The organism is Pulveribacter sp. (assembly GCF_032079985.1).
Lineage (GTDB): Bacteria > Pseudomonadota > Gammaproteobacteria > Burkholderiales > Burkholderiaceae_C > Melaminivora.
In genome coordinates, this window is the sequence record NZ_DAMATK010000002.1 from 614,189 (window position 1) to 635,176 (window position 20,988).

Sequence of the window (20,988 nt, forward strand, 5' to 3'; positions counted from 1 at the left end):
GCTCAAACCCGCTCCCGTCAAGCGCTGGCTGCTACTATTTAAATAGTAAAAATCTCAGTGATGCACGGGCGCTTCAGGACGCACGCCCGTGCAGCCCCGCAGCGCCCGCTCAGCCGCGGCGCGCACCCGGTCCACCAGGTCGTCGGGTGCCAGCACCTGGAAGTCCACCTCCAGCGCCATCAGCCAGTACACCAGCGTGCAGGGTGCGTGGGTAGCGCACTCCAGCTCGCAGCTGTGGTCGCCCAGCGGGCGCAGCGTCCCGGCAGATGCGGGAATGCGCCGCGCCAGCTGCGCGTGCGGCGCATGCAGCACGATGCGCGCGGGCACCTGCGCCAGCGGCGCCGTCAGCGACCGTGCGACGTACGCCTTCAGGTCACCGCCATCGGGTGAAGGCCGCGGGGCAAAGTGCCCACCCATACGGGGCGCGCCCTCGATGCGGTCCACGCGGAAGGTGCGCCAGTCGCCGCGGGCACAGTCCCAAGCGACCAGATACCAGCGCTGCTGCGCATGCACCAGGCCATGCGGCTCCACGCTGCGCTCGCTGCCCCGTCCCTGCCCATCGGTATAGGCGAATCCCACTCGCAGCTGTTCATGGCAAGCCGAGGCCAGACCCACCAGCAAGGCGGCCTCCACCACCGGCCCGGCGGCGTCCAGCGGCAGGATGGCCGAGCGCAGCACGTCCATCTGCTGGCGCAGCCGGGTGGGCATGGCGTGTTCGAGCTTGACGAGCGCGCGCAGGGCGGGCTCCTCCATGCCACCCGCCGCGGTAGCCGTGCGCAGCGCGATCGAGACGGCACGCGCCTCTTCGTCGTCCAGCAGCAGCGGCGGCAGGTCACGTCCGGCCCTGAAGGCATAGCCGCCGGCAACCCCGCTGCTGGCATGCACGGGATAGCCGAGCTGGCGCAGCCGGTCAACGTCGCGGCGCAGGGTGCGCGGATGCACCTGCAGGCTTTCGGCCAGGTCGGCGCCCGGCCAGTGGCGGCGGGTGGACAGCAGGGCCAGCAGCCGCAGCAGCCGGGTGGACGAGGACAACATGGCGCCACTGTAGCGCCCATTGAGGGCCAAAGCTGTCCGCAATGCTTTCTACAGTCGCGGCTCCCTCAACCAACGGCCTGCAAGCCAAGGAGTCTCATATATGTCCATCGTCCTGTACTGGCACCCCATGTCCAGCGCCACGCCAATCGCCTACGCCCTCGCCGAGTTGGGCATCCCCCACGAGCGCGTGAAAATCGACATCCGTGCTGGCGAGCAGCACACGCCGCAGTTCCGCGCCCTCAACCCGAACGGCAAGGTCCCGACCTTGACCGTCAACGGCGCACCCCTGTTCGAGGCGCTGGCCATCCACCTCTGGCTGGGCCATACCTACGGCGTGGCGCGTGGCCTGTGGCCGCAGCCGGGCACGCCCCAAGCCCTGCAGGCGCTGTCGTGGAGCACGTGGGCCTATGTCAGCTACTGCGCGCTGCTGCCGCGCCTGGAGGTTTCTGACGGGAGCGAGCCGGCAACGCCCGACACGGAGCGAGCGCAGGTGCTGGACAGTCTCAGCACCCTCCTGGCCGTATTGGACGGGCACCTGCAAGCGGCGCCCTGGATGCTGGGGCAGGACTATTCACTGGTGGACCTGGTGGTCAGCGCCGTGATCGGCTACAGCGCCCACCTCGGCGCGCCCGTGGCCGCCCATCCCCGTGTGCAGGCCTGGCTGGAGCGGGTGCAGGCACGCCCTGCCATGCAGATCGACGCCTGATGAGCGCCGGGCGCAGCCCGGCCGCTACAGCAGCACGATGTCGTACTGCTCCTGTCCCATGCCGCTCTCGGCCTGCAGCGAGATCGGCTTGCCGATGAAATCCGACAGCCCGGCCAGGTGCTGGCTCTCCTCGTCCAGGAAGAGCTCCACCACCTTGGGCGAGGCCACCACGCGGAATTCCATGGGGTTGAACTGCCGCGCCTCGCGCAGCACCTCGCGCAGGATGTCGTAGCAGACGCTGCGCGCCGTCTTGACCTCGCCCACGCCGGCGCAGGTGGGGCACGGCTCGCACAGCATATGGGCCAGCGACTCGCGCGTGCGCTTGCGCGTCATCTCCACCAGCCCCAGTTGCGAGAAACCTCCCACCATGGTCTTCACCCGGTCGCGCGCCAGCTGCTTCTTGAACTCGGCCAGCACGGCGGCGCGGTGGTCCTCGCGCACCATGTCGATGAAGTCCGCGATCACGATGCCGCCCAGATTGCGCAGGCGCAGCTGGCGCGCGATCGCGCCGGCCGCCTCCAGGTTGGTCTTGAAGATGGTGTCGTCGAAATTGCGCGCGCCCACGTAGCCGCCGGTGTTCACGTCGATGGTGGTGAGGGCCTCGGTCTGGTCCACGATCAGGTAGCCGCCGGACTTGAGCTGCACGCGCCGGCCCAGGGCCAGGGCGATCTCCTCGTCGATGGAGTACAGGTCGAAGATCGGCCGCTCGCCCTTGTACAGCTGCAGCTTGGGCGCCGCGGCCGGCATGAACTCGGCGCCGAACTCCATCAGCAGCGTGAACTGCTCGCGCGAATCGAGGCGGATCGACTGCGTCTGCTCGCCCGCCAGGTCGCGCAGCACGCGCTGCAGCAGGTTCAGGTCCTGATGCAGCAGGGAGCCGGCCGGCAGCTTGGTGGCCGCCTGGCGGATGCGGCCCCAGGTCTTGCGCAGGTAGGCGATGTCCTCGGCCAGCTCGGCGTCGCCGGCATCCTCGCCATTGGTGCGCAGAATGAAGCCGCCCCCGCCGCCCGAGGCCTTGCCGCCCACCAGCGCCTGCAGCCGCGCGCGCAGCGCATCGCGCTCGGCCGCGGGGATTTTCTGCGACACGCCAATGTGATCATCCTGCGGCAGGAAGACCAGCAACCGCCCGGCGATGCTGATCTGCGTGGACAGGCGCGCGCCCTTGCTGCCGATGGGGTCCTTGATGACCTGCACCATGAGCGGCTGGCCCTCGAAGACCTGGCGCTCGATGGGCACTGGCGGCTCGCCCTTGCGCGCGAACATCGGGGCCTCGCCGCCCTCCTGGCGGTGCCACACGTCGGCCACGTGCAGGAAGGCCGCGCGCTCCAGGCCAATGTCGATGAAGGCCGACTGCATGCCCGGCAGCACGCGCGAGACCTTGCCCAGGTACACGTTGCCGACCAGGCCGCGCTCCAGCGTGCGCTCCACGTGCAGCTCCTGCACGGCGCCGTTTTCGACCACGGCGACGCGCGTTTCCTGGGGCGACCAGTTGATGAGAATGTCTTGTTGCATGAGGCTTTCATGATGCCTGAAAGCCGCATCCACCACCGCTATACGAACTGGGCGCGCAGACCCCTGGCGATGTGCTGCTGCAGGGCCACCACGTGGCCGATCACGATCAGCGCCGGCGGACGTATGCCGTGCGCCCGGGCCAGCTCGGGCAGCCCGCCCAGCGTGCCGCTGATGCAGCGCTGGCCGGGCAGCGTGGTCTGCTCCACCAGCGCGGCCGGGGTGTCTGCGGGCAGGCCGTGCGCCTGCAGCTCGCGGCTGATGATGGGCAGCGTGGACAGGCCCATGTAGATGACCACCGTCTGGCGCGGGCGGGCCAGGGCCGCCCAGTCCAGCGCCACCTCGTCGCGCCCGCACAGGTGGCCGGTGGCGAAGACCAGCGTGCCGGCGTGGTCGCGGTGGGTGAGCGGAATACCGGCGTAGGCGCCCGCGCCCTGGGCCGAGGTGATGCCGGGCACGATGTCGAAGGCGATGCCCTGCTCGGCCAGCGCAATGGCTTCTTCGCCGCCGCGGCCGAAAACGAAACAGTCGCCGCCCTTCAGGCGCACCAGGCTGCGCCCGCTGCGCGCCAGGCGCACCATCAGGTCGATGATGGACTCCTGCGGCAGGGTGTGGTGCGCGGCCTCCTTGCCCACGTAGATCAGGTCGGCATCCGCTGGCACGTACTGCAGTACCTCCTTGCCTACCAGGTGGTCGTACAGCACCAGGCGGGCGTTGCGCAGCGCCTTCACGGCGCGCAGCGTCAGCAGCTCCGGATCGCCCGGCCCCGCGCCCACCAGCGTCACATGCCCGGGCACGCCTGCCTGGGCGGCGGGTGGCGCCGCGGTGAACCAGCGTGCGTCTTCCACAAAGCTCATGTCCTGCCTTTCCTCGGCTGCTGCCGTCATGGGGTTGGACCGGATTGTTCTGGCCTGCCCTTTGTGCGTCCTTGAACCAGGTCAAGGACACCGGCGGCGGGCGGCGCGAGCATGCATGCACTCGCAAAAAGAGGGGTGAACAGCGACCTCACGCGAGGGGCCAGGGCAGGTGCCCGCACCCATCCAAGCGCTGATCCGAGAGACGCAGAGGAACCACAATGACCGCAATGAGGAAGGCCAGGCTGATCGCTCTGGCGGCCGCCGCCCTGGTGTCGGCCGGCGCCATGGCCCAGCATGACAAGGATGTCTCCAAGCCGGAGCTGAACTACCAGGCCGGCACCTCGCCGCTGGCGGACGTGCCCATGTACCAGAGCACCAACCCCAAGGCGCCGAAGATGACGCAGGCGGAGTTCGACCGCGCGCGCCAGATCTACTTCGAGCGCTGCGCCGGCTGCCACGGCGTGCTGCGCAAGGGCGCCACCGGCAAGCCGCTGACCCCCGACGTCACCCTGCCCAAGGGCACGGACTACCTCAAGGTCTTCATCGCCTACGGCTCGCCGGCCGGCATGCCCAACTGGCAGACCTCGGGCGAGATGGACGAGGCCACGGTGGACATGATGGCCCGCTACATCCAGCAGGACCCTCCCACACCGCCCGAGTGGAGCCTGCAGGATGCCAAGAACACCTGGAAGGTGATCGTGCCGCCGGAGGCGCGCCCCAAGAAGAAGATGAACAGCTACAACCTGGACAACATCTTCTCCACCACGCTGCGCGACACCGGCGAAGTGGCGCTGATCGACGGCGACACCAAGGAGATCATCAACATCGTCAAGACCGGCTACGCGGTGCACATCTCGCGCATGTCGGCCTCGGGACGCTACCTGTTCGTGATCGGGCGCGACGCCAAGATCAACATGATCGACCTGTGGATGGAAAAGCCCGACAACGTGGCCGAGATCCGCGTGGGCCTGGAGGCGCGCTCGGTCGACACCTCCAAGTTCAAGGGCTACGAGGACAAGCTGGCGATTGCCGGCGCCTACTGGCCGCCCCAGTACACCATCATGGACGGCGCCACGCTGGAGCCCCTGAAGATCGTCTCCACGCGCGGCAACGTGGTGGGCACGCAGGAATACCACCCCGAGCCGCGCGTGGCCTCCATCGTGGCCTCGCACTACAAGCCGGAATTTCTGGTCAACGTGAAGGAAACCGGCAAGACCATGCTGGTGGACTACTCCAACCTGAACGCGCTCAAGACCACCGAGATCGGCTCCGCCCCCTTCCTGCATGACGGCGGCTGGGATTCGAGCAAGCGCTACTTCATGGTGGCTGCCAACAACAGCAACAAGATCGCCGCCATCGACGCCAAGGACGGCAAGCTGGCGGGCCTGACCGAAGTCGGCAAGATCCCCCACCCCGGGCGCGGTGCCAATTTCACCCACCCCACCTACGGCCCCGTCTGGGCCACCGGCCACCTGGGCGACGAGACCATCTCGCTGATCGGCACCGACCCCAAGAAGCACCCGAAGTACGCCTTCAAGGAAGTGGCCAAGCTTAAGGGCCCGGGCGGCGGCGCGCTGTTCATCAAGACGCACCCCAAGTCCGGCAACCTGTGGTCCGACGCACCTTTGAATCCTGACCCGAAGGTCTCGCAGGCGGTGGTCGTGTTCGACATCAAGAACCTGGACAAGGGCTACCAGACCCTGCCCATCGCCGAGTGGGCCGGCCTGGCCAACGACGGCGGCGCCAAGCGCGTGACCCAGCCCGAGTACAACAAGGCGGGCGACGAGGTGTGGTTCGCCGTGTGGTCGGCCAAGGACAAGGAAAGCGCCCTGGTCGTGGTGGATGACAAGACGCTGAAGCTGAAGAAGGTCATCAAGGACCCGCGCCTGATCACGCCCACCGGCCACTTCAACGTCTACAACACGCAGCACGACGTGTACTGACGCGGCAGGAGCTTGACATGGTACGGACCGCCCTCCTGCCCCTGGCCTGCGCGCTGCTGGCGACTGCCGCCGCAGCGCAGCCGGCCGCGCCCGAGCCGGCGCCCGGGCGCGCTGCGCAGCTGGTGCGCATGGTGCGCCAGGACTGCGGTTCGTGCCATGGCATGCGCCTGACCGGCGGCCTGGGGCCCGCGCTCACCCGCGAGGCCCTGGCCGCCAAGCCGCCCGAATACTTGGCCGCCGTCATCACCCACGGCATTCCCGGCACGCCCATGCCGCCCTGGAGCGCCCTGCTCCGGGGCAGCGAGGCGCTGTGGATCGCCCAGCAGCTGGCCGGCGGCTTTCCCGAAGAAACGAACAGGAGCCCTGCCCCATGAACTCCATGAAACGGCGCGCCCTGCTGTCCCTGTCCGCCGCCGCGCCCCTGCTGGCCACGGGCTGCGCGCTGGCGACCTCCCACCCGGCCACGCCGGCCGCCGCCCCTACGGCCCTGCGTGGCACGGGCGACCTGGGCGTGGTCATCGAGCGCGCCCACGGCGCGCTCACCCTGGTCGACACCAGCCGGCGCGAGGCCATAGGCCGCGTCGAAGGCCTGGGCGACCTGTCGCATGCCTCCGTGGTGTTCTCGCGCGACGAGCGCTTTGCCTACGTGTTCGGGCGCGACGGCGGCCTCACCCAGGTGGACCTGCTCGCCCAGCGCATCGCCGCCCGCGTGCTACAGGCCGGCAACTCCATCGGCGGCGCCATCAGCGCCGACGGCTCGCTGGTGGTGGCCCAGAACTACCAGCCCGGCGGCATCAAGATCTTCGACGCTCACAGCCTGGAGCTGCTGGCCGACGTGCCGGCGCTTACCGCCAGCGGCGAGCGCTCGCGCGTCGTGGGCCTGGCCGACCTGCCCCAGCGGCGCTTCATCTACAGCCTGTTCGACGCCGAAGCCATCTGCATCGCCGACTGCAGCGACCCGCGCCAGCCGCGCATCACGCAGTTGCCCGGCATCGGCCGCCAGCCCTACGACGCGCTGCTCTCGCCCAGCGGGCGCCACTACATCGCCGGCCTGTTCGGCGAGGATGGCCTGGCCATGGTCGACCTGTGGGACGACGCACCGCGCGCACGCCGCATCCTGGCCGGCTACGGCCGTGGCCAGCAGCCCCTGCCCGTGTACAAGATGCCGCACCTGCGCGGCTGGGCCGTGGCCGGGCGCCATGCCTACCTGCCGGCCATCGGGCGGCACGAGGTGCTGGTGGTGGACACCGACACCTGGCAGGAGGTCGGCCGCATCCCCGTCGCCGGCCAGCCAGTGTTCGTCATGGCGCGGCCGGACGGGCGCCAGGTCTGGGTCAACTTCTCCGTGCCCGACTACCACCGCGTGCAGGTCATCGACACCCCCAGCCGGCAGGTGGTGCAGACCCTGGAGCCCGGCCGCGCCGTGCTGCACATGGAGTTCACCCCGCGCGGCGAATCGCTGTGGATCAGCTGCCGCGACGACAACCGCGTGCAGGTCTACGACACGCACACGCGCCAGCTGCAGGCCAGCCTGGCGGTGGATGCGCCCAGCGGCATCTTCTTCACGGCGCGCGCGCAGCGCATGGGGTTCTGAATGCCGGCGCAGCACCCGCTCGACATGGCGCTGCTCAACACCTGGCAGCGCGGCTTTCCGCTGTGCCTGCGGCCCTTCCAGGCGCTGGGCGCGGCGCTGGCGCTGGATGAGGACGAAGTGCTGCGCCGCTACGCCCGGCTGCACCAGGCCGGCGCGTTCAGCCGCATCGGCGCGGTGTTCGCGCCCGGCGCGGGCGGCGCCTCCACGCTGGCGGCCATGGCCGTGCCGCCCGAGCGGCTACAGCAGGTGGCGGACCTGGTGTCCGCGCACGCCGGCGTGAACCATAACTACGCCCGCGAGCACCAGGTCAACCTGTGGTTCGTCGCCACCGGGCGCGATGCGGCGCAGGTCGAGGCGCTGCTGCAGGCCATCGAGCAGGACGCTGCCCTGCGCGTGCTGCGCCTGCCCATGCTGCGGCCCTACCGCATCGACACCGCCTTCGACCTGGGCCACGGCCCGCAGCAGGCCCGTCCCACGCGCAGCGCCGCTGCGGCGCTCGGCCCCGCCGACTGGCCTCTGGCGGCGCTGGCCGAGCAGGGCCTGCCGCTGAACGAGCGCCCCTACGGCGACTGGGCCGCGCGCCTGGGCTTGGACACCGCCGCCGTGCTGGAGACCCTCGGGCGCTGGTCGGCGCAGGGCACGCTGGCGCGCTTCGGCGTGGTGGTGCGCCACCACGAGCTGGGCTACGGCGCCAACGCCATGACGGTGTTCGACGTGCCCGACGCCCAGGCCGACGCGCTGGGCCGGGCGCTGGCGCACCAGGACGGGGTGACGCTGGCCTACCGCCGCGCCCGCGCCCCGGGCTGGCCCTTCAGCCTGTACTGCATGGTGCACGGGCGCGACCGCGGCTCGGTGCTGGCACGCGTGCACCAGGCGCGCCGCGCCGCCGGCCTCGACGGTTTCGCCCACGCCGTGCTGTTTTCCACCCAGCGCTTCAAGCAGACCGGCGCGCGACGCTTCGCGCAGCACGCACCCGCCGCCGCCGAGGACCGCCATGCACTCACATTTCAATAGCGGCCAACGCTTACCCAGTAAGCGTTTCAGGCCGATTTTGCTTGAAACCTGCCGCGGAACCCGCCATGCTCACCACTGAGGACGCCCGCCTCATCGACCACCTGCACGGCGGCTTTCCGCTGACCGACCGGCCATTCGCCGCCGTTGGCCAGGCGCTGGGCTGGAGCGAGGAGCGCGTGCTGGAGCGCCTGCACCAGCTGCTGGCCTGCGGCGTGCTGACGCGCTTCGGCCCGCTGTTCCAGATCGAGCGCGCCGGCGGGCAGTTCGTGCTGGCCGCCATCGCCGTGCCCGAGGAACGTTTCGACGCCGTGGCCGCTCAGGTCAACGCCTTTGCCGAGGTGGCGCACAACTACCGCCGCACGCACGCGCTGAACATGTGGTTCGTCGTCGCCGCCGAGACGCCCGCACTGGCGCAGGCCGCCCTGGCGCGCATCGAGGCCGCCACCGGCTTGGCCGTCCTGGCCTTCCCCAAGGAAGAAGAATATTTCGTCGAGCTGCGCCTGCCCGCGCTCCGGCTTACCGAAGAGCAGCCATGGCGCTGAACGCCTTCGACCGCGCCCTGATCGCCGCCACCCAGGGGGGCCTGCCGCTGGTGGCCCGCCCCTACGAGGCCGTGGGCGCCATGCTGGGCGTGCCCGGCGAGCAGGTGCGCCAGCGCCTGGCGCAGATGCTGCAGGACGGCCTGATCCGCCGCATCGGCGCCGTGCCCAACCACTACCGACTGGGCTACACGGCCAACGGCATGAGCGTGTGGGACGTGGGCGACGAGCACGTCGCCGCGCTCGGCCCGCGCGTGGCTGCCCTGCCCTTCGTCTCGCACTGCTACCGCCGCCCGCGCCACCTGCCGGGCTGGCCCTACAACCTGTTCGCCATGCTGCACGGCACCAGCCGCGAGGCGGTGCGCAGCCAGGCCGACGAGGTGGCCGCGCTGCTGGGCAGCGCCTGCCGCGGCCACGACATCCTGTACTCCACGGCCATCCTGAAAAAGACCGGCCTGCGCCTGAAGGACTAACCCATGTTTCGCATCAGCCAGTACATGCGCGAACTCGCGCAAGCCCAAGCCACCGGCGCCTACCCTCAGACCCGCGAGCGCAAGGCGCGCGGCCCGGTCGTCATCTGGAACCTGATCCGCCGCTGCAACCTGACCTGCAAGCACTGCTACGCCCTGTCGGCCGACCACGACTACGCCGGCGAGCTGTCGCTTTCGGAGGTGTTCACGGTGATGGACGACCTCAAGGCCTTCGGCGTGCCGGCGCTCATCCTCTCGGGCGGCGAGCCGCTGCTGCGGCCCGACCTCTTCGAGATCGCGGCGCGTGCGCGCGACATGGATTTTTACACCGGCCTGTCGACCAACGGCACGCTGATCGACGCGCCCATGGCCGCGCGCATCGCAGGCGCGGGCTTCGACTACGTGGGCATCAGCCTGGACGGGCTGCGCGCCACGCACGACCAATTCCGCCGGCTCGACGGTGCGTTCGACCGCAGCCTCGCCGCCATCGGCCACCTGGATCGGGTGGGCGTGAAGGTGGGCCTGCGCTACACCATGACGGCCATGAACGGCCACGACCTGCCCGCCCTGCTCGACCTGATGCAGGAGGTGGGCGCGCACAAGTTCTACTTCTCGCACCTGAATTACGCCGGGCGCGGCAACATCCACCGCGACAAGGACGCGCACCACCAGGCCACCCGCGCCGCCATGGACCTGCTGTTCGACCGTGCCTGGGCCGCCGCGCAGGCCGGTAGCCTGGATGACTACGTCAGCGGCAACAACGACGCCGACGGCCCCTATTTGCTGCACTGGGTGCGCCGGCACCTGCCGCAGTGGGAAGAAACACTGCGCCAGCGCCTGGTGGCCTGGGGCGGCAACGCCAGCGGGCAGATGGTGGCCAACATCGACAACCTGGGCCACGTACACCCCGACACCATGTGGTGGCACCACGACCTGGGCAGCGTGCGCGAGCGGCCCTTCTCGCAGATCTGGAACGACACCAGCGACCCGCTGATGGCGGGTTTGAAGCAACACCCGCGCCCCGTGCAGGGCCGCTGCGCATCGTGCCAATACCTGTCCATCTGCAATGGCAACACCCGCGTGCGCGCCCAGCAGCTCACGGGCAACTTCTGGTTCGAAGACCCGGGCTGCTACCTGAGCGACGCCGAGGTGGGCGCTGCCAGCACTCCGTTCGAAGCGTCCGCCAGGAAAGACGCACGCCGCACCATCGAGATCGCCCATGCATAAGATCGTCCGCCTCCTCTGCGCCGCCGCGCTCGCCTGGCTGGCCCAGGCCCAGGCGGCCGATGCCCCTGCTCTCTACCAGCAGCACTGCGCCTCCTGCCACGGCGCGCAGCGCACCGGCCTGATGGGCCCGGCCCTGCTGCCCGAGAGCCTGGAGCGCATCCGCCCGGCGGAGGTGGTGCGCGTGATCCAGCATGGCCGCGCGGCCACGCAGATGCCCGGCTTTGCCGACCAGCTGGGTGCGGCCGAGATCGAGGCCCTGGCCGCCTGGGTGCGCAGCCCCGTGGAGCCGGCGCCGCGCTGGGATGAGGACGACATCCGCGCTTCGCGCAGCTTCACGCCGCTGCCAGCCGACGAGCCGGTGCGCCCGAAGTGGAACGCCGACCCGATGAACCTGTTCGTCGTCGTCGAAGGGGGCGACCACCACATCTCGCTGCTGGACGGCGACCGTTTCGAGGTCATCACCCGCTTTGCCAGCCGCTACGCGCTGCACGGCGGGCCGAAGTTCACGCCCGACGGGCGCTATGTGTTCTTCGGCTCGCGCGACGGCTGGATCACCAAGTACGACCTGTGGCGCCTGGCCGTGGTGGCCGAGGTGCGCGCCGGCCTGAACATGCGCAACGTGGCGGTGAGCGGCGACGGCCGCTGGGTCATGGCCGCCAACTACCTGCCGCACACGCTGGCGCTGTTCGACGCCGACTTGAACCTGGTGAAGACCTACGCGGCTGCCACGCTGGATGGCAAGGCCAGTTCGCGCGTGTCGGCGGTGTACGACGCCACGCCGCGCAGCAGCTTCGTGGTGGCGCTCAAGGACATTCCCGAGATCTGGGAGATCTCCTACGACCCGAAGGCCGAGCCCATCCACGACGGCTTGGTGCACGACTACAAGATGGGCGAGGCCATTGCCAAACCCGGCTACCTTGGCGTGCGCCGCACGCCCCTGAGCGAGCCGCTGGACGACTTCTTCTTCGACCAGAGCTACCGCCACGTGCTGGGCGCCACGCGCCCCAAGAGCGGTGGCGACGAGCGCGCCAGCGCCCAGGTGGTGAACCTGGACGCGCGCACCAAGGTGGCCGATCTGCCGATCGCCGGCATGCCGCACCTGGGCTCGGGCATCACCTTCGCCTGGAACGGCACCACCGTGCTGGCCAGCCCCAACCTGGGCGGCGGGGCCGTGGACGTGATCGACATGAAGACCTGGAATAACGTGCGCACGCTGAAGACGCCCGGCCCGGGCTTTTTCATGCGCAGCCACGAGGCCACGCCGTATGCCTGGACCGACTCGATGATGAGCCCGCAGGGCAAGGACACGCTCACCATCATCGACAAGCGCACGCTGCAGACCGTAGCCCAGGTGCGCGAGCCGGGCAAGACGCTGGCGCACATCGAATTCACCCGCGATGGCCGCTACGCCCTGGCCAGCGTCTGGGAGATGGACGGCGCCATCGTCGTGTATGACGCTGCCACCTTCCGCGAGGTCAAGCGCCTGCCCATGAAGAAGCCGGTGGGCAAATACAACGTCTGGAACAAGATCACCCGCAGCGAGGGCACGTCGCATTGAGACGTTGACCTCCGTCAGGGTGGGCTGTCGGGGCTTTCCCTGTAATGGAGGCATGGATACCTCGCTATTCGACATCCCGCGCTACCTGGCCGCGCTACCGCTGTTCCAGGAAATGACCCAGGCCGAACTGCGGCGCCTGGCCAGCGGCTGCCGCCTGCGCGAGTACGCCCGCGGCGAAACGCTGTTTCGCGTCGGCTTGCCATGCGAGGAGTTCCACGTCACCGTCACCGGACAGATCAAGCTGTACGCCCTCTCTCCCGCCGGGCAGGAGAAGGTCATCGAGCTGGCCGGCCCGGGCATCAGCTTTGCCGAGGCGCTGATGTTCACCGAGCGCCCCTACATCGTCAGCGCCCAGGCGCTCACCGACAGCCTGGTGCTGTCGGTGGGCAAGGCTGCCGTGGTGCGCGAGATCGAGAGCGAGCCGCGCTTTGCCATGCGCATGCTGGCGGGCATATCGCGGCGCCTGCACGGCCTGGTGCACGACGTGCAGGCCTACACCCTGCACAGCGGCACGCAGCGCGTCATCGGCTACCTGCTCAACGCCCTGCCCGAGGATGACATGCCGTCCTGCTGCAGCGCACCAGCCGGAGCGGCGCAGCCGCGCAGCATCTCTCTGCCGGTGAGCAAAGCCACCATTGCCTCGCGCCTGTCCATCACGCCTGAATATTTCTCGCGCGTGCTGCACGAGCTGGCCGACGCCGGCCTGATCCAGATGGAGCGGCGCACCATCCACATCCCCGATACCGGACGGCTGGCCAGCCACCCGCTGTAGCGGCCTTTAGTAGCGGCCTATTCGAAGGCCACGCCGGCGGCGCGCAGCAGCTCGGCCGTCTCGAACAAGGGCAGGCCCATGATGCCGGAGTAGCTGCCGGCCATGTGCTGCACCCAGGCCGCCGCCCGGCCCTGGATGCCATAGGCGCCAGCCTTGCCCAGCGGCTCGCCGCTGGCGACATAGGCCGCGATCTGTTCGGCGGCCATGGGCGCGAAGCGCACCTGCGACACCGACAGCGCCGCGTGCCGCTGCCCGCCCGCCCACAGCGCCACGGCCGTGAGCACGCTGTGCTCCTGCCCGGCCAGCTGGGCCAGCATGCGGGCGGCGCCCTGCCCGTCCTCGGGCTTGCCCAGGATGGCGCCGTGCAGCGCCACCGTGGTGTCGGAGCACAGGATGGGCGCATCCGGCAGGCCCCGGCGCGCATGCCGCGCCACGGCGGCGTCCAGCTTCAGCGCGGTGACGCGCTGCACGTAGACAGCCGGGTCTTCGCCGGGCAGCACGGCTTCCAGACCTTCCGCGTCCTCGGGCGTGTCGCCCGCCGCGTTGGGCAGCAGCAGTTCGTGGCGCACGCCGATCTGCGTCAGCAGCTGGCTGCGGCGCGGGCTTTGCGAGGCGAGGTAGATGAAGCCGGGCATTTTTTAAATGAAATCGGCCTTCAGCGCCCGTCCATCAAGCGCCGGCAGCTATGAAAATGAGAGTGGCCGCGACGATCCGCGGTGACTATTCGCGGTGATAGGGGTGGCCGGCGTTGACCGACCAGGCGCGGTACAGCTGCTCGATGAGCAGCACCCGCACCATGGCGTGCGGCAGCGTCAGGTCGGACAGGCGGATGCGCTCGTGCGCCGCCTGGCGCAGGGCCGGGTCCAGCCCGTCCGGCCCGCCGATCAGCAGGGCCACGTCGTCGCCCTCGAGCTGCCAGCCCTTCAGGCGCGCGGCCAGGGCCTTGGTGGTCAGGCTGGTGCCGCGCTCGTCCAGCGCCACCACGCGGGCGCCGCGCGGAATGGCCGCCTCGATGCGTTCGCGCTCGGCGGCGTACAGGGTTTCCAGCGTCTTGGAGCCGCGCGGTTCGGTCTTGACGGCCTTCAGCTCGACTTTCAGCTCCGGTGGGAAGCGCTTGGCATAGTCGTCGTAGGCCGTCTGCGCCCAGTCGGGCACGCGCTGGCCCACGGCAACGATCAGCAGCTTCATCGCCTGGAGCGAGCGGGTCAGGCCTTCCGGGCCGGCGCCTTCTTGGCCGCGGCCTTCTTCGCCGGCGCTGCCTTCTTGACGGGCGCGGCGGCGGCCTTCTTGGCCGGTGCCGCCTTGCGGGTAGCGGGCTGGCCCACCTTCACGGTCTTGACCGGCGCCTTGGCGGCTGCCTTCTTGGCCGCCGGCTTCTTGGCGGCCGGGGTCTTCGCGGCAGCCGTCTTGCTGGCGGCAGCAGTCTTGGCTGGCGCTTTCTTCGCCGGGGCCTTGGCAGCCGCCTTGGCGGGCGCGGCAGCGGTGGTCTTGGCGGCCGCCTTCTTGGCCGGCGCCTTCTTCGCGGCGGCCTTCTTGGCCGGGGCCGAGGCGTCCTCGGACGCCGTGGTCTTGCGCGGCTTGGCCGCGCCCAGCTTCATGCGCACGGGCTTGTCGCCCCAGATTTCCTCCAGGCGGTAGTACTGGCGGATAGCGGGCTGCATGACGTGCACCACGGCCGGGCCGCAGTCCACGATGATCCACTCGCCGTTGTCTTCGCCCTCGGTACGTGGCTTGGCAAATCCCGCCTCGCGCACCGCGTCGCGCACGCTGGCGGCCAGCGCCTTGGTCTGGCGGTTGGAGCTGCCGGTGGCCACCACCACGCGCTCGAACAGCGGCGAGAGGTGTTCGGTGTCGAAGACCTGGATGTCTTGCGCCTTGACGTCCTCCAGGCCATCGACGATGGCGCGCTGGAGCTTGGAGACGTCCCGCTTGGCGGCGGATTCCGATTGTTTGGAAGTGGTCATCGGGCGGTCTGGTTGTCTAGAAAAAGATGGTTGGCAATATAGCCTAAGCACGAAATAGTGCTGTAGGCCTTGTCCTGCCTGCGCAGGCAGCTATGAAAAAGTGAGTCAGACCCAGTCGCGGCGCTGCAGGAAGCGCTCGGTGAGCTGCGCCTCGGGCGAGCCGGGCGGGTCTTCGCGCCGGTAGCTCCAGGCCACCTGCGGCGGCATGGACAGCAGGATGGACTCCGTGCGCCCGCCCGACTGCAGGCCGAAGTGCGTGCCGCGGTCCCACACCAGGTTGAACTCCACGTAGCGCCCGCGGCGGTACAGCTGGAAGTCGCGCTCGCGCTCGCCCCAGGGCATGTTCATGCGCCGCTGCACGATGGGCTCGTAGGCAGGCAGAAAAGCGTCGCCCACGCTTTGCGTCACGCCCAAGCTGCGCTCGAAGCCCAGTTCGGAAAAGTCGTCGAAGAAGACACCGCCCACGCCGCGCTGCTCATCGCGGTGCTTCAGGTAGAAGTACTCGTCGCACCACTGCTTGAAGCGCGGGTAGAGCTGCTCGCCGAAGGGCGCCAGCGCATCGCGGCAAGTACGGTGGAAGTGCACCGCGTCCTCGTCGAAGCCGTAGTACGGCGTCAGGTCCATGCCGCCGCCGAACCAGCACACCGGCTCGCCGCCTGCCTGGCCGGCGGCGATCATGCGCACGTTCATGTGCACCGTGGGCACCATGGGGCTGCGCGGGTGGAAGACCAGGGACACGCCCATGGCCTCGAACGGCGCGCCCGCCAGCTCGGGCCGGTGCTGCGTGGCCGACGGCGGCAGCTGCGGGCCGCTGACGTGCGAGAAGCCGCAGCCGGCACGCTCGAACACGCGCCCGCCCTCCAGGATGCGCGTGACGCCGTCGCCCTGCAGCGGCGACTCGGCCGGGCGCTGCCAGGCGTCGGCGCGAAAGCGCGCGCCGCCTTCGCCTTCGATGGCCTCGATAGCCGCCGTGATGCGGCTTTGCAGACTCAAAAGGTAGGTACGAAATTCACTCATGGCTGCAGTCCTCGGTCATTCAGGGCGTTGTGCATGAGACCACGCCGCCCCAGACCAGCGGACGCCGCGGATCTGGCTTTGCCAGGCCGCCAGCGTCGTCCCCCTTCCAAGCAAAGCGCCAGAGAAGGGGGAAGCGGCGCAGCCGCTCAGGGGGATGTACCTCATCTCACCGCCCGGTGGCCGATGTCGCGCCGATACTGCGCGCCGTCGAAGTGGATGCCGCGCGCCACGTCGTAGGCGCGCTGCTGGGCCTGGCGCACGCTGTCTGCCAGCGCCGTGACGCACAGCACGCGCCCGCCGCTCACGCGCAGCGTGCCGTCCTCATCCAGCTGCGTGCCGGCATGGAAGACCATGGCGTCGTCGGCCTCGGGCGGCAGGCCGGTGATGGCGTCGCCCTTGCGCGGCTGCAGCGGGTAGCCGTGCGCGGCCATGACCACGCCAAGAGCGGTGCGGCGGTCCCATTGCAGCTCGACCTGCTCCAGCTTGCCATCCACGGCAGCGGCCAGCAGGTCCACCAGGTCGCTTTTGAGGCGCATCAGGATGGGCTGCGTCTCGGGGTCGCCCATGCGGCAGTTGAACTCCAGCGTCTTGGGGTGGCCGCTGGCGTCGATCATCAGGCCGGCGTACAGGAAGCCGGTGTAGGGGATGCCGTCCTTTTCCATGCCGCGCACGGTGGGCAGGATGACCTCGCGCATGGCGCGGGCGTGCACGTCGGCGGTGACCACCGGCGCCGGCGAATACGCGCCCATGCCGCCGGTGTTGGGGCCTTCGTCGCCGTCCTTCAGGCGCTTGTGGTCCTGGCTGGTGGCCAGGGCCACCACGTCCTTGCCGTCGCACAGCACGATGAAGCTGGCTTCCTCGCCCTCCAGGAACTGCTCGATCACCACGCGGGCGCCGCCCTCGTTGTGGCTCACGCCCAGCGTGTTGTCCAGCAGCATGAAGTCGACGGCCTCGTGCGCCTCGGCCGCGGTCATGGCCACCACCACGCCCTTGCCGGCGGCCAGACCGTCGGCCTTGACGACGATGGGTGCGCCCAGGCGGTCGATGAAGGCATGGGCCGCGGCGGCATCGGTGAAGGTGTCGTAGTCGGCCGTGGGAATGCCGTGGCGGTGCATGAAGGCCTTGGAGAAGGCCTTGGAGCTTTCCAGCTGCGCGGCGGCCTTCGTCGGGCCGAAGATGCGCAGGCCGTGGGCGCGGAACTCGTCCACCACGCCGGCGGCCAGCGGCGCCTCGGGGCCGACCACGGTCAGGCCGATCTTGTTCTCCTGCGCCCACTCGCGCAGCGCGCGCACGTCGTTCAGGGCCACGTTCTCCAGCTTGGGGCTGAGGGCCGTGCCGCCATTGCCCGGCGCCACGTAGACGCGGGACGCCTTGGGCGACTGGGCGATCTTCCAGGCCAGCGCATGCTCGCGGCCGCCGCCGCCGATGACGAGAATCTTCATGAGGGGGTCACAGCTCGGCGTTGTGGTAGACCTCCTGAACGTCGTCGAGGTCTTCGATCACGTCCAGGAGCTTTTGCATGCGGGCGGCGTCGTCGCCCTCCAGCGCGACGGTGTTCTCGGCGCGCATGGTGACCTCGGCCAGCTCGGGCTCCAGGCCGGCCGCGGCCAGCGCGTCCTTCACGGCCTCGAAGTCGCCGGGCGCCGTCAACACCTCGATGGCCCCCTCGTCGTCGGTGATCACGTCCTCGGCGCCGGCCTCCAGCGCCACCTCCATGACCTTGTCCTCATCGGTGCCGGGGGCAAAGATCAGCTGGCCCACGTGCTTGAACTGGAAGGCCACCGAGCCTTCCGTGCCCATGTTGCCGCCGTGCTTGCTGAAGGCGTGGCGCACCTCGGCCACGGTGCGCACGCGGTTGTCGGTCATGGTGTCCACGATGATGGCGGCGCCGCCGATGCCATAGCCCTCGTAGCGGATTTCCTCGTAGGTCACGCCTTCCAGGTTGCCCGTGGCCTTGTCGATGTTGCGCTTGATGTTGTCGGCCGGCATGTTGGCGGCCTTGGCCTTGTCCACGGCCAGGCGCAGGCGCGGGTTGGCGGCGATGTCGCCGCCGCCCTGGCGGGCGGCCACCATGATCTCGCGAATGATGCGGGTCCAGATCTTGCCGCGCTTTTCATCCTGGCGCCCCTTGCGGTGCTGGATGTTGGCCCATTTGCTGTGTCCTGCCACTGCAGCTGTCCTTCTCGTATGTGGATTGATTTAACCTTGCGGGCGATTTTACGTTTGACGACCCTACCCCAGCCCGCCATGCCCCCACCCCTGCTCCTTGCCCAGAACGCCCACGCCACCTGCCAGCTGCTGCCGGGCCTGGCCAACCGCCACGGGCTCATCACCGGCGCCACCGGCACCGGCAAAACCGTTACGCTGCAGGCGCTGGCCGAGCAGTTCTCGCGCATCGGCGTGCCGGTGTTCATGGCCGACGTGAAAGGCGACCTCACGGGCATCAGCCAAAAGGGCAGCACGGGCGAGAAGATGGCCGCCGTGCTGGCCGATCGCGGCATCGCCGTGCCCGAACCGCTGGCCTGCCCCACCACGCTGTGGGACGTGTTCGGCGCCCAGGGCCACCCGGTGCGCGCCACCATCTCCGACATGGGCCCGCTGCTGCTGGGGCGCATGCTGGCGCTGAACGAGACCCAGATGGGCGTGCTGAACCTGGTGTTTAAGATCGCCGACGACCAGGGCCTGCTGCTGCTGGACCTGAAGGACCTGCGCGCCATGGTGCAGCACGTGGGCGACAACGCCAAGCAGTTCACCACCGAGTACGGCAACGTCAGCACGGCCAGCATCGGCGCCATCCAGCGCGCGCTGCTGGCCATCGAGCAGCAGGGTGGCGACCAGTTCTTCGGCGAGCCCATGCTGAACATCGACGACCTGCTGCAGACACAGGACGGCATGGGCGTCGTCAACATCCTGGCAGCCGACAAGCTGATGGCCGCGCCGCGCCTGTACGCCACCTTTTTGCTGTGGCTGCTGTCCGAGCTGTTCGAGCGCCTGCCCGAGATCGGCGACCCGGACAAGCCCAAGCTGGTGTTCTTCTTCGACGAGGCCCACCTGCTGTTCGCCGACGCGCCCAAGGTGCTGGTCGAGCGCATCGAGCTGGTGGTGCGCCTGGTGCGCTCCAAGGGCGTGGGCGTGTACTTCGTCACGCAGAACCCGCTGGACATCCCCGACAGCGTGCTGGCCCAGCTGGGCAACCGCGTGCAGCACGCGCTGCGCGCTTTCACCCCGCGCGACCAGAAGGCCGTCAAGGCCACGGCCACCACCATGCGCCCCAAGGCGGGGCTGGACATCGAGGCCGCCATCACCGAGCTGGCCGTGGGCGAGGCCCTGGTCAGCCTGCTGGACGCCAAGGGCCGCCCGAGCGAGACCGAGCGCGCCTACGTCATCCCGCCGGGCAGCCAGATCGGCCCCATCACCGACGCCCAGCGCCGCGCGCTGATCACGGGCTCGCTGGTGGCCGGCACCTACGACGCGCCGGTGGACCGCGAATCGGCCTATGAGATCCTGCGCGCGCGCGCCGCCAGCTCGGCCGCGCAGGCGCCCGGCGCGGCCGGTGCCGCGGCCCCGGCCGGGGCCGGCGGCGCGCTGAACGATCTGCTGTTCGGCACCACCGGCCCGCGCGGTGGCAAGAAGGACGGGCTGGTGCAGACCATGGCCAAGTCCGCCATCCGCACCGTGGGCACGGGCCTGGGCCGCGAGATCCTGCGCGGCGTGCTGGGCGGGCTGCTGGGCGGCGGCAAGAAGCGCTGACGCATTTCAGGCCAAATCAGGCTCTAGCGCTTGTCCAGCAATCGCGAGCAGCTATTGTTTTGTGAGCATGCCAACGGCCGCCGGGCCATCAAAAAAGCCGCTGCGATGCAGCGGCTTTTTGTTGGTCGGGCCGGGGCATCAGTCGACCAGCCCCACGAACACGTTCTGCACGTCGTCGTTGTTCTCGATGCCGGCCAGGAAGGCCTGCACCTCTTCCTGCGCCTCGGGCGACAGGCTGGCCATGCTCACCGGGTTCTTGGCCTTGTAGCCCAACTTGGCCGACAGCACCTTGAAACCGAACCCGGGCAGCGCCTTGGCGACCGCGTCCAAATCCGTGGGGTCGGTCAGGAACAGGGTCTGGCCCTCTTCCTCGCCGGGCTCGAAGTCCTGCGCACCGGCTTCGATGGCGGCCAATTCCGGGTCGGCATCCGGCTGCGAGGGCTCGCCCTCGATCATGCCCACATGGTCGAAGTCCCAGGCCACGGCGCTCATCTGGCCCTTGCGGAAGCACACGCGCATCTCGGGCGCCGTGCGGTTCACGTTGTCGGTCAGGCATTCCACCATCACCGGCACCTGGTGCGGCGCGAAGCCTTCGTAGATCACGTGCTCGTAGTGCACGGCCTCGCCGCCCACGCCGGAGCCCTTCTTGATCGCCCGCTCCAGCGTGTCCTTGGGCATGGACGCCTTGCGCGCCGCTTCCACGGCCAGGCGCAGGCGCGAGTTGCCGGCCGGGTCCGCGCCCGCGCGGGCGGCGACGATGATTTCCTTGACCAGCTTCCCAAAAAGCCTGCCCTTGGCATCGGCGACCAGCGCCTTGCCCTTTGCCTTCCATTGCGCGCCCATGGCTGCGAATCCTTTGCTTGGAGCCAACAAAAAATGCGGCCTGCGCCGCAGCGGGCCAGTGTATGCCCTGCCATGGCCCGGCGCACCTGCTCCAGGTCAGGCCTGTACGCCGCCGGGGCTGCGGACGTGGCGCCCTGGCAACTACTACTTTGATAGCTGGTGGCGCTTTGCTACGCTGCGCTGGAGGCCA

General features: G+C 69.5%; 21 protein-coding genes. 11 read left to right on the forward strand and 10 right to left on the reverse strand.

The genetic code is table 11. The annotated features are described in order from the left end of the window. Positions 1-54 precede the first annotated feature (54 nt). Positions 55-1,035: a YafY family protein gene (locus RT282_RS09160; protein WP_313313355.1), complete on the reverse strand. Its 981-nt coding sequence runs from the start codon at positions 1,033-1,035 to the stop codon at positions 55-57. Between the two features lie 100 nt (positions 1,036-1,135). On the opposite strand from RT282_RS09160, the gene RT282_RS09165 reads away from it, so the two are divergent. Continuing rightward, positions 1,136-1,741: a glutathione S-transferase family protein gene (locus RT282_RS09165; RefSeq protein WP_313313356.1), complete on the forward strand. Its 606-nt coding sequence runs from the start codon at positions 1,136-1,138 to the stop codon at positions 1,739-1,741. A gap of 24 nt (positions 1,742-1,765) precedes the next feature. On the opposite strand, the gene rng is transcribed toward RT282_RS09165, so the two are convergent. Both rng and cobA read right to left on the reverse strand, forming a co-directional pair. Then, positions 1,766-3,253 (reverse strand): ribonuclease G, encoded by a 1,488-nt coding sequence (gene rng, locus RT282_RS09170; protein ID WP_313313357.1) that lies wholly within the window; start codon positions 3,251-3,253, stop codon positions 1,766-1,768. Positions 3,254-3,291: 38 nt separating this feature from the next. After that, positions 3,292-4,107, reverse strand: coding sequence for a uroporphyrinogen-III C-methyltransferase (gene cobA / locus RT282_RS09175; RefSeq protein ID WP_313314024.1), 816 nt, complete (start codon positions 4,105-4,107; stop codon positions 3,292-3,294). Between the two features lie 218 nt (positions 4,108-4,325). On the opposite strand from cobA, the gene RT282_RS09180 reads away from it, so the two are divergent. From RT282_RS09180 to RT282_RS09220, 9 genes are all read left to right on the forward strand, one after another. Further along, a complete protein-coding gene (locus tag RT282_RS09180) occupies positions 4,326-6,050 on the forward strand; it encodes a cytochrome D1 domain-containing protein (protein ID WP_313313358.1) in 1,725 nt (574 codons plus the stop codon). Between the two features lie 17 nt (positions 6,051-6,067). After that, complete coding sequence (locus tag RT282_RS09185; RefSeq protein WP_313313360.1) at positions 6,068-6,424, forward strand: cytochrome c; 357 nt, start codon at positions 6,068-6,070, stop codon at positions 6,422-6,424. Between the two features lie 5 nt (positions 6,425-6,429). Beyond that, on the forward strand, positions 6,430-7,644 hold the full coding sequence (locus tag RT282_RS09190) for a cytochrome D1 domain-containing protein (protein WP_313314029.1): 1,215 nt from the start codon (positions 6,430-6,432) through the stop codon (positions 7,642-7,644). Next, positions 7,645-8,658 (forward strand): Lrp/AsnC family transcriptional regulator, encoded by a 1,014-nt coding sequence (locus RT282_RS09195; protein ID WP_313313361.1) that lies wholly within the window; start codon positions 7,645-7,647, stop codon positions 8,656-8,658. Between the two features lie 65 nt (positions 8,659-8,723). Then, positions 8,724-9,200: an Lrp/AsnC family transcriptional regulator gene (locus tag RT282_RS09200; RefSeq protein ID WP_313313362.1), complete on the forward strand. Its 477-nt coding sequence runs from the start codon at positions 8,724-8,726 to the stop codon at positions 9,198-9,200. Then, positions 9,191-9,670, forward strand: a complete 480-nt coding sequence (locus tag RT282_RS09205; protein ID WP_313313364.1) for an Lrp/AsnC family transcriptional regulator — start codon at positions 9,191-9,193, stop codon at positions 9,668-9,670. The genes RT282_RS09200 and RT282_RS09205 overlap by 10 nt, the downstream gene beginning before the upstream one ends. Positions 9,671-9,673: 3 nt before the next feature. Further along, positions 9,674-10,894: a heme d1 biosynthesis radical SAM protein NirJ gene (nirJ, locus tag RT282_RS09210; protein WP_313313365.1), complete on the forward strand. Its 1,221-nt coding sequence runs from the start codon at positions 9,674-9,676 to the stop codon at positions 10,892-10,894. After that, positions 10,887-12,452, forward strand: a complete 1,566-nt coding sequence (locus RT282_RS09215; RefSeq protein WP_313313366.1) for a cytochrome D1 domain-containing protein — start codon at positions 10,887-10,889, stop codon at positions 12,450-12,452. Before nirJ ends, RT282_RS09215 begins: the two co-directional genes overlap by 8 nt. 52 nt (positions 12,453-12,504) lie before the next feature. Continuing rightward, positions 12,505-13,224, forward strand: coding sequence for a Crp/Fnr family transcriptional regulator (locus tag RT282_RS09220; RefSeq protein ID WP_313313367.1), 720 nt, complete (start codon positions 12,505-12,507; stop codon positions 13,222-13,224). 17 nt (positions 13,225-13,241) lie between these two features. Here RT282_RS09220 and RT282_RS09225 read toward each other — a convergent pair whose 3' ends face one another. The 6 genes from RT282_RS09225 to RT282_RS09250 all read right to left on the reverse strand — a co-directional run bounded on the left by RT282_RS09225 (position 13,242) and on the right by RT282_RS09250 (position 18,374). Then, on the reverse strand, positions 13,242-13,859 hold the full coding sequence (locus tag RT282_RS09225; protein WP_313313368.1) for a Maf family protein: 618 nt from the start codon (positions 13,857-13,859) through the stop codon (positions 13,242-13,244). 85 nt (positions 13,860-13,944) lie between these two features. Continuing rightward, positions 13,945-14,412: a 23S rRNA (pseudouridine(1915)-N(3))-methyltransferase RlmH gene (gene rlmH, locus RT282_RS09230; RefSeq protein WP_312306957.1), complete on the reverse strand. Its 468-nt coding sequence runs from the start codon at positions 14,410-14,412 to the stop codon at positions 13,945-13,947. A 17-nt stretch (positions 14,413-14,429) separates the two neighbouring features. Continuing rightward, on the reverse strand, positions 14,430-15,188 hold the full coding sequence (rsfS, locus tag RT282_RS09235) for a ribosome silencing factor (RefSeq protein WP_313313370.1): 759 nt from the start codon (positions 15,186-15,188) through the stop codon (positions 14,430-14,432). 105 nt (positions 15,189-15,293) lie between these two features. Beyond that, the gene (hemF, locus tag RT282_RS09240; protein ID WP_313313371.1) at positions 15,294-16,205 is read right to left on the reverse strand and encodes an oxygen-dependent coproporphyrinogen oxidase; all 912 of its coding nucleotides are present in this window, start codon (positions 16,203-16,205) and stop codon (positions 15,294-15,296) included. Positions 16,206-16,366: 161 nt separating this feature from the next. Beyond that, a complete protein-coding gene (gene purD / locus RT282_RS09245; RefSeq protein ID WP_313313373.1) occupies positions 16,367-17,647 on the reverse strand; it encodes a phosphoribosylamine--glycine ligase in 1,281 nt (426 codons plus the stop codon). A 7-nt stretch (positions 17,648-17,654) separates the two neighbouring features. Further along, a complete protein-coding gene (locus RT282_RS09250; protein ID WP_313313375.1) occupies positions 17,655-18,374 on the reverse strand; it encodes a YebC/PmpR family DNA-binding transcriptional regulator in 720 nt (239 codons plus the stop codon). A 78-nt stretch (positions 18,375-18,452) separates the two neighbouring features. Between RT282_RS09250 and RT282_RS09255 the strand changes: the two genes are divergently transcribed. After that, on the forward strand, positions 18,453-19,955 hold the full coding sequence (locus RT282_RS09255; RefSeq protein WP_313313377.1) for a helicase HerA-like domain-containing protein: 1,503 nt from the start codon (positions 18,453-18,455) through the stop codon (positions 19,953-19,955). A 138-nt stretch (positions 19,956-20,093) separates the two neighbouring features. Here the strand turns inward: RT282_RS09255 and RT282_RS09260 are convergent, their stop codons facing one another. Beyond that, positions 20,094-20,798: a YebC/PmpR family DNA-binding transcriptional regulator gene (locus tag RT282_RS09260; RefSeq protein ID WP_313313379.1), complete on the reverse strand. Its 705-nt coding sequence runs from the start codon at positions 20,796-20,798 to the stop codon at positions 20,094-20,096. Between the last annotated feature and the right edge of the window lie 190 nt (positions 20,799-20,988).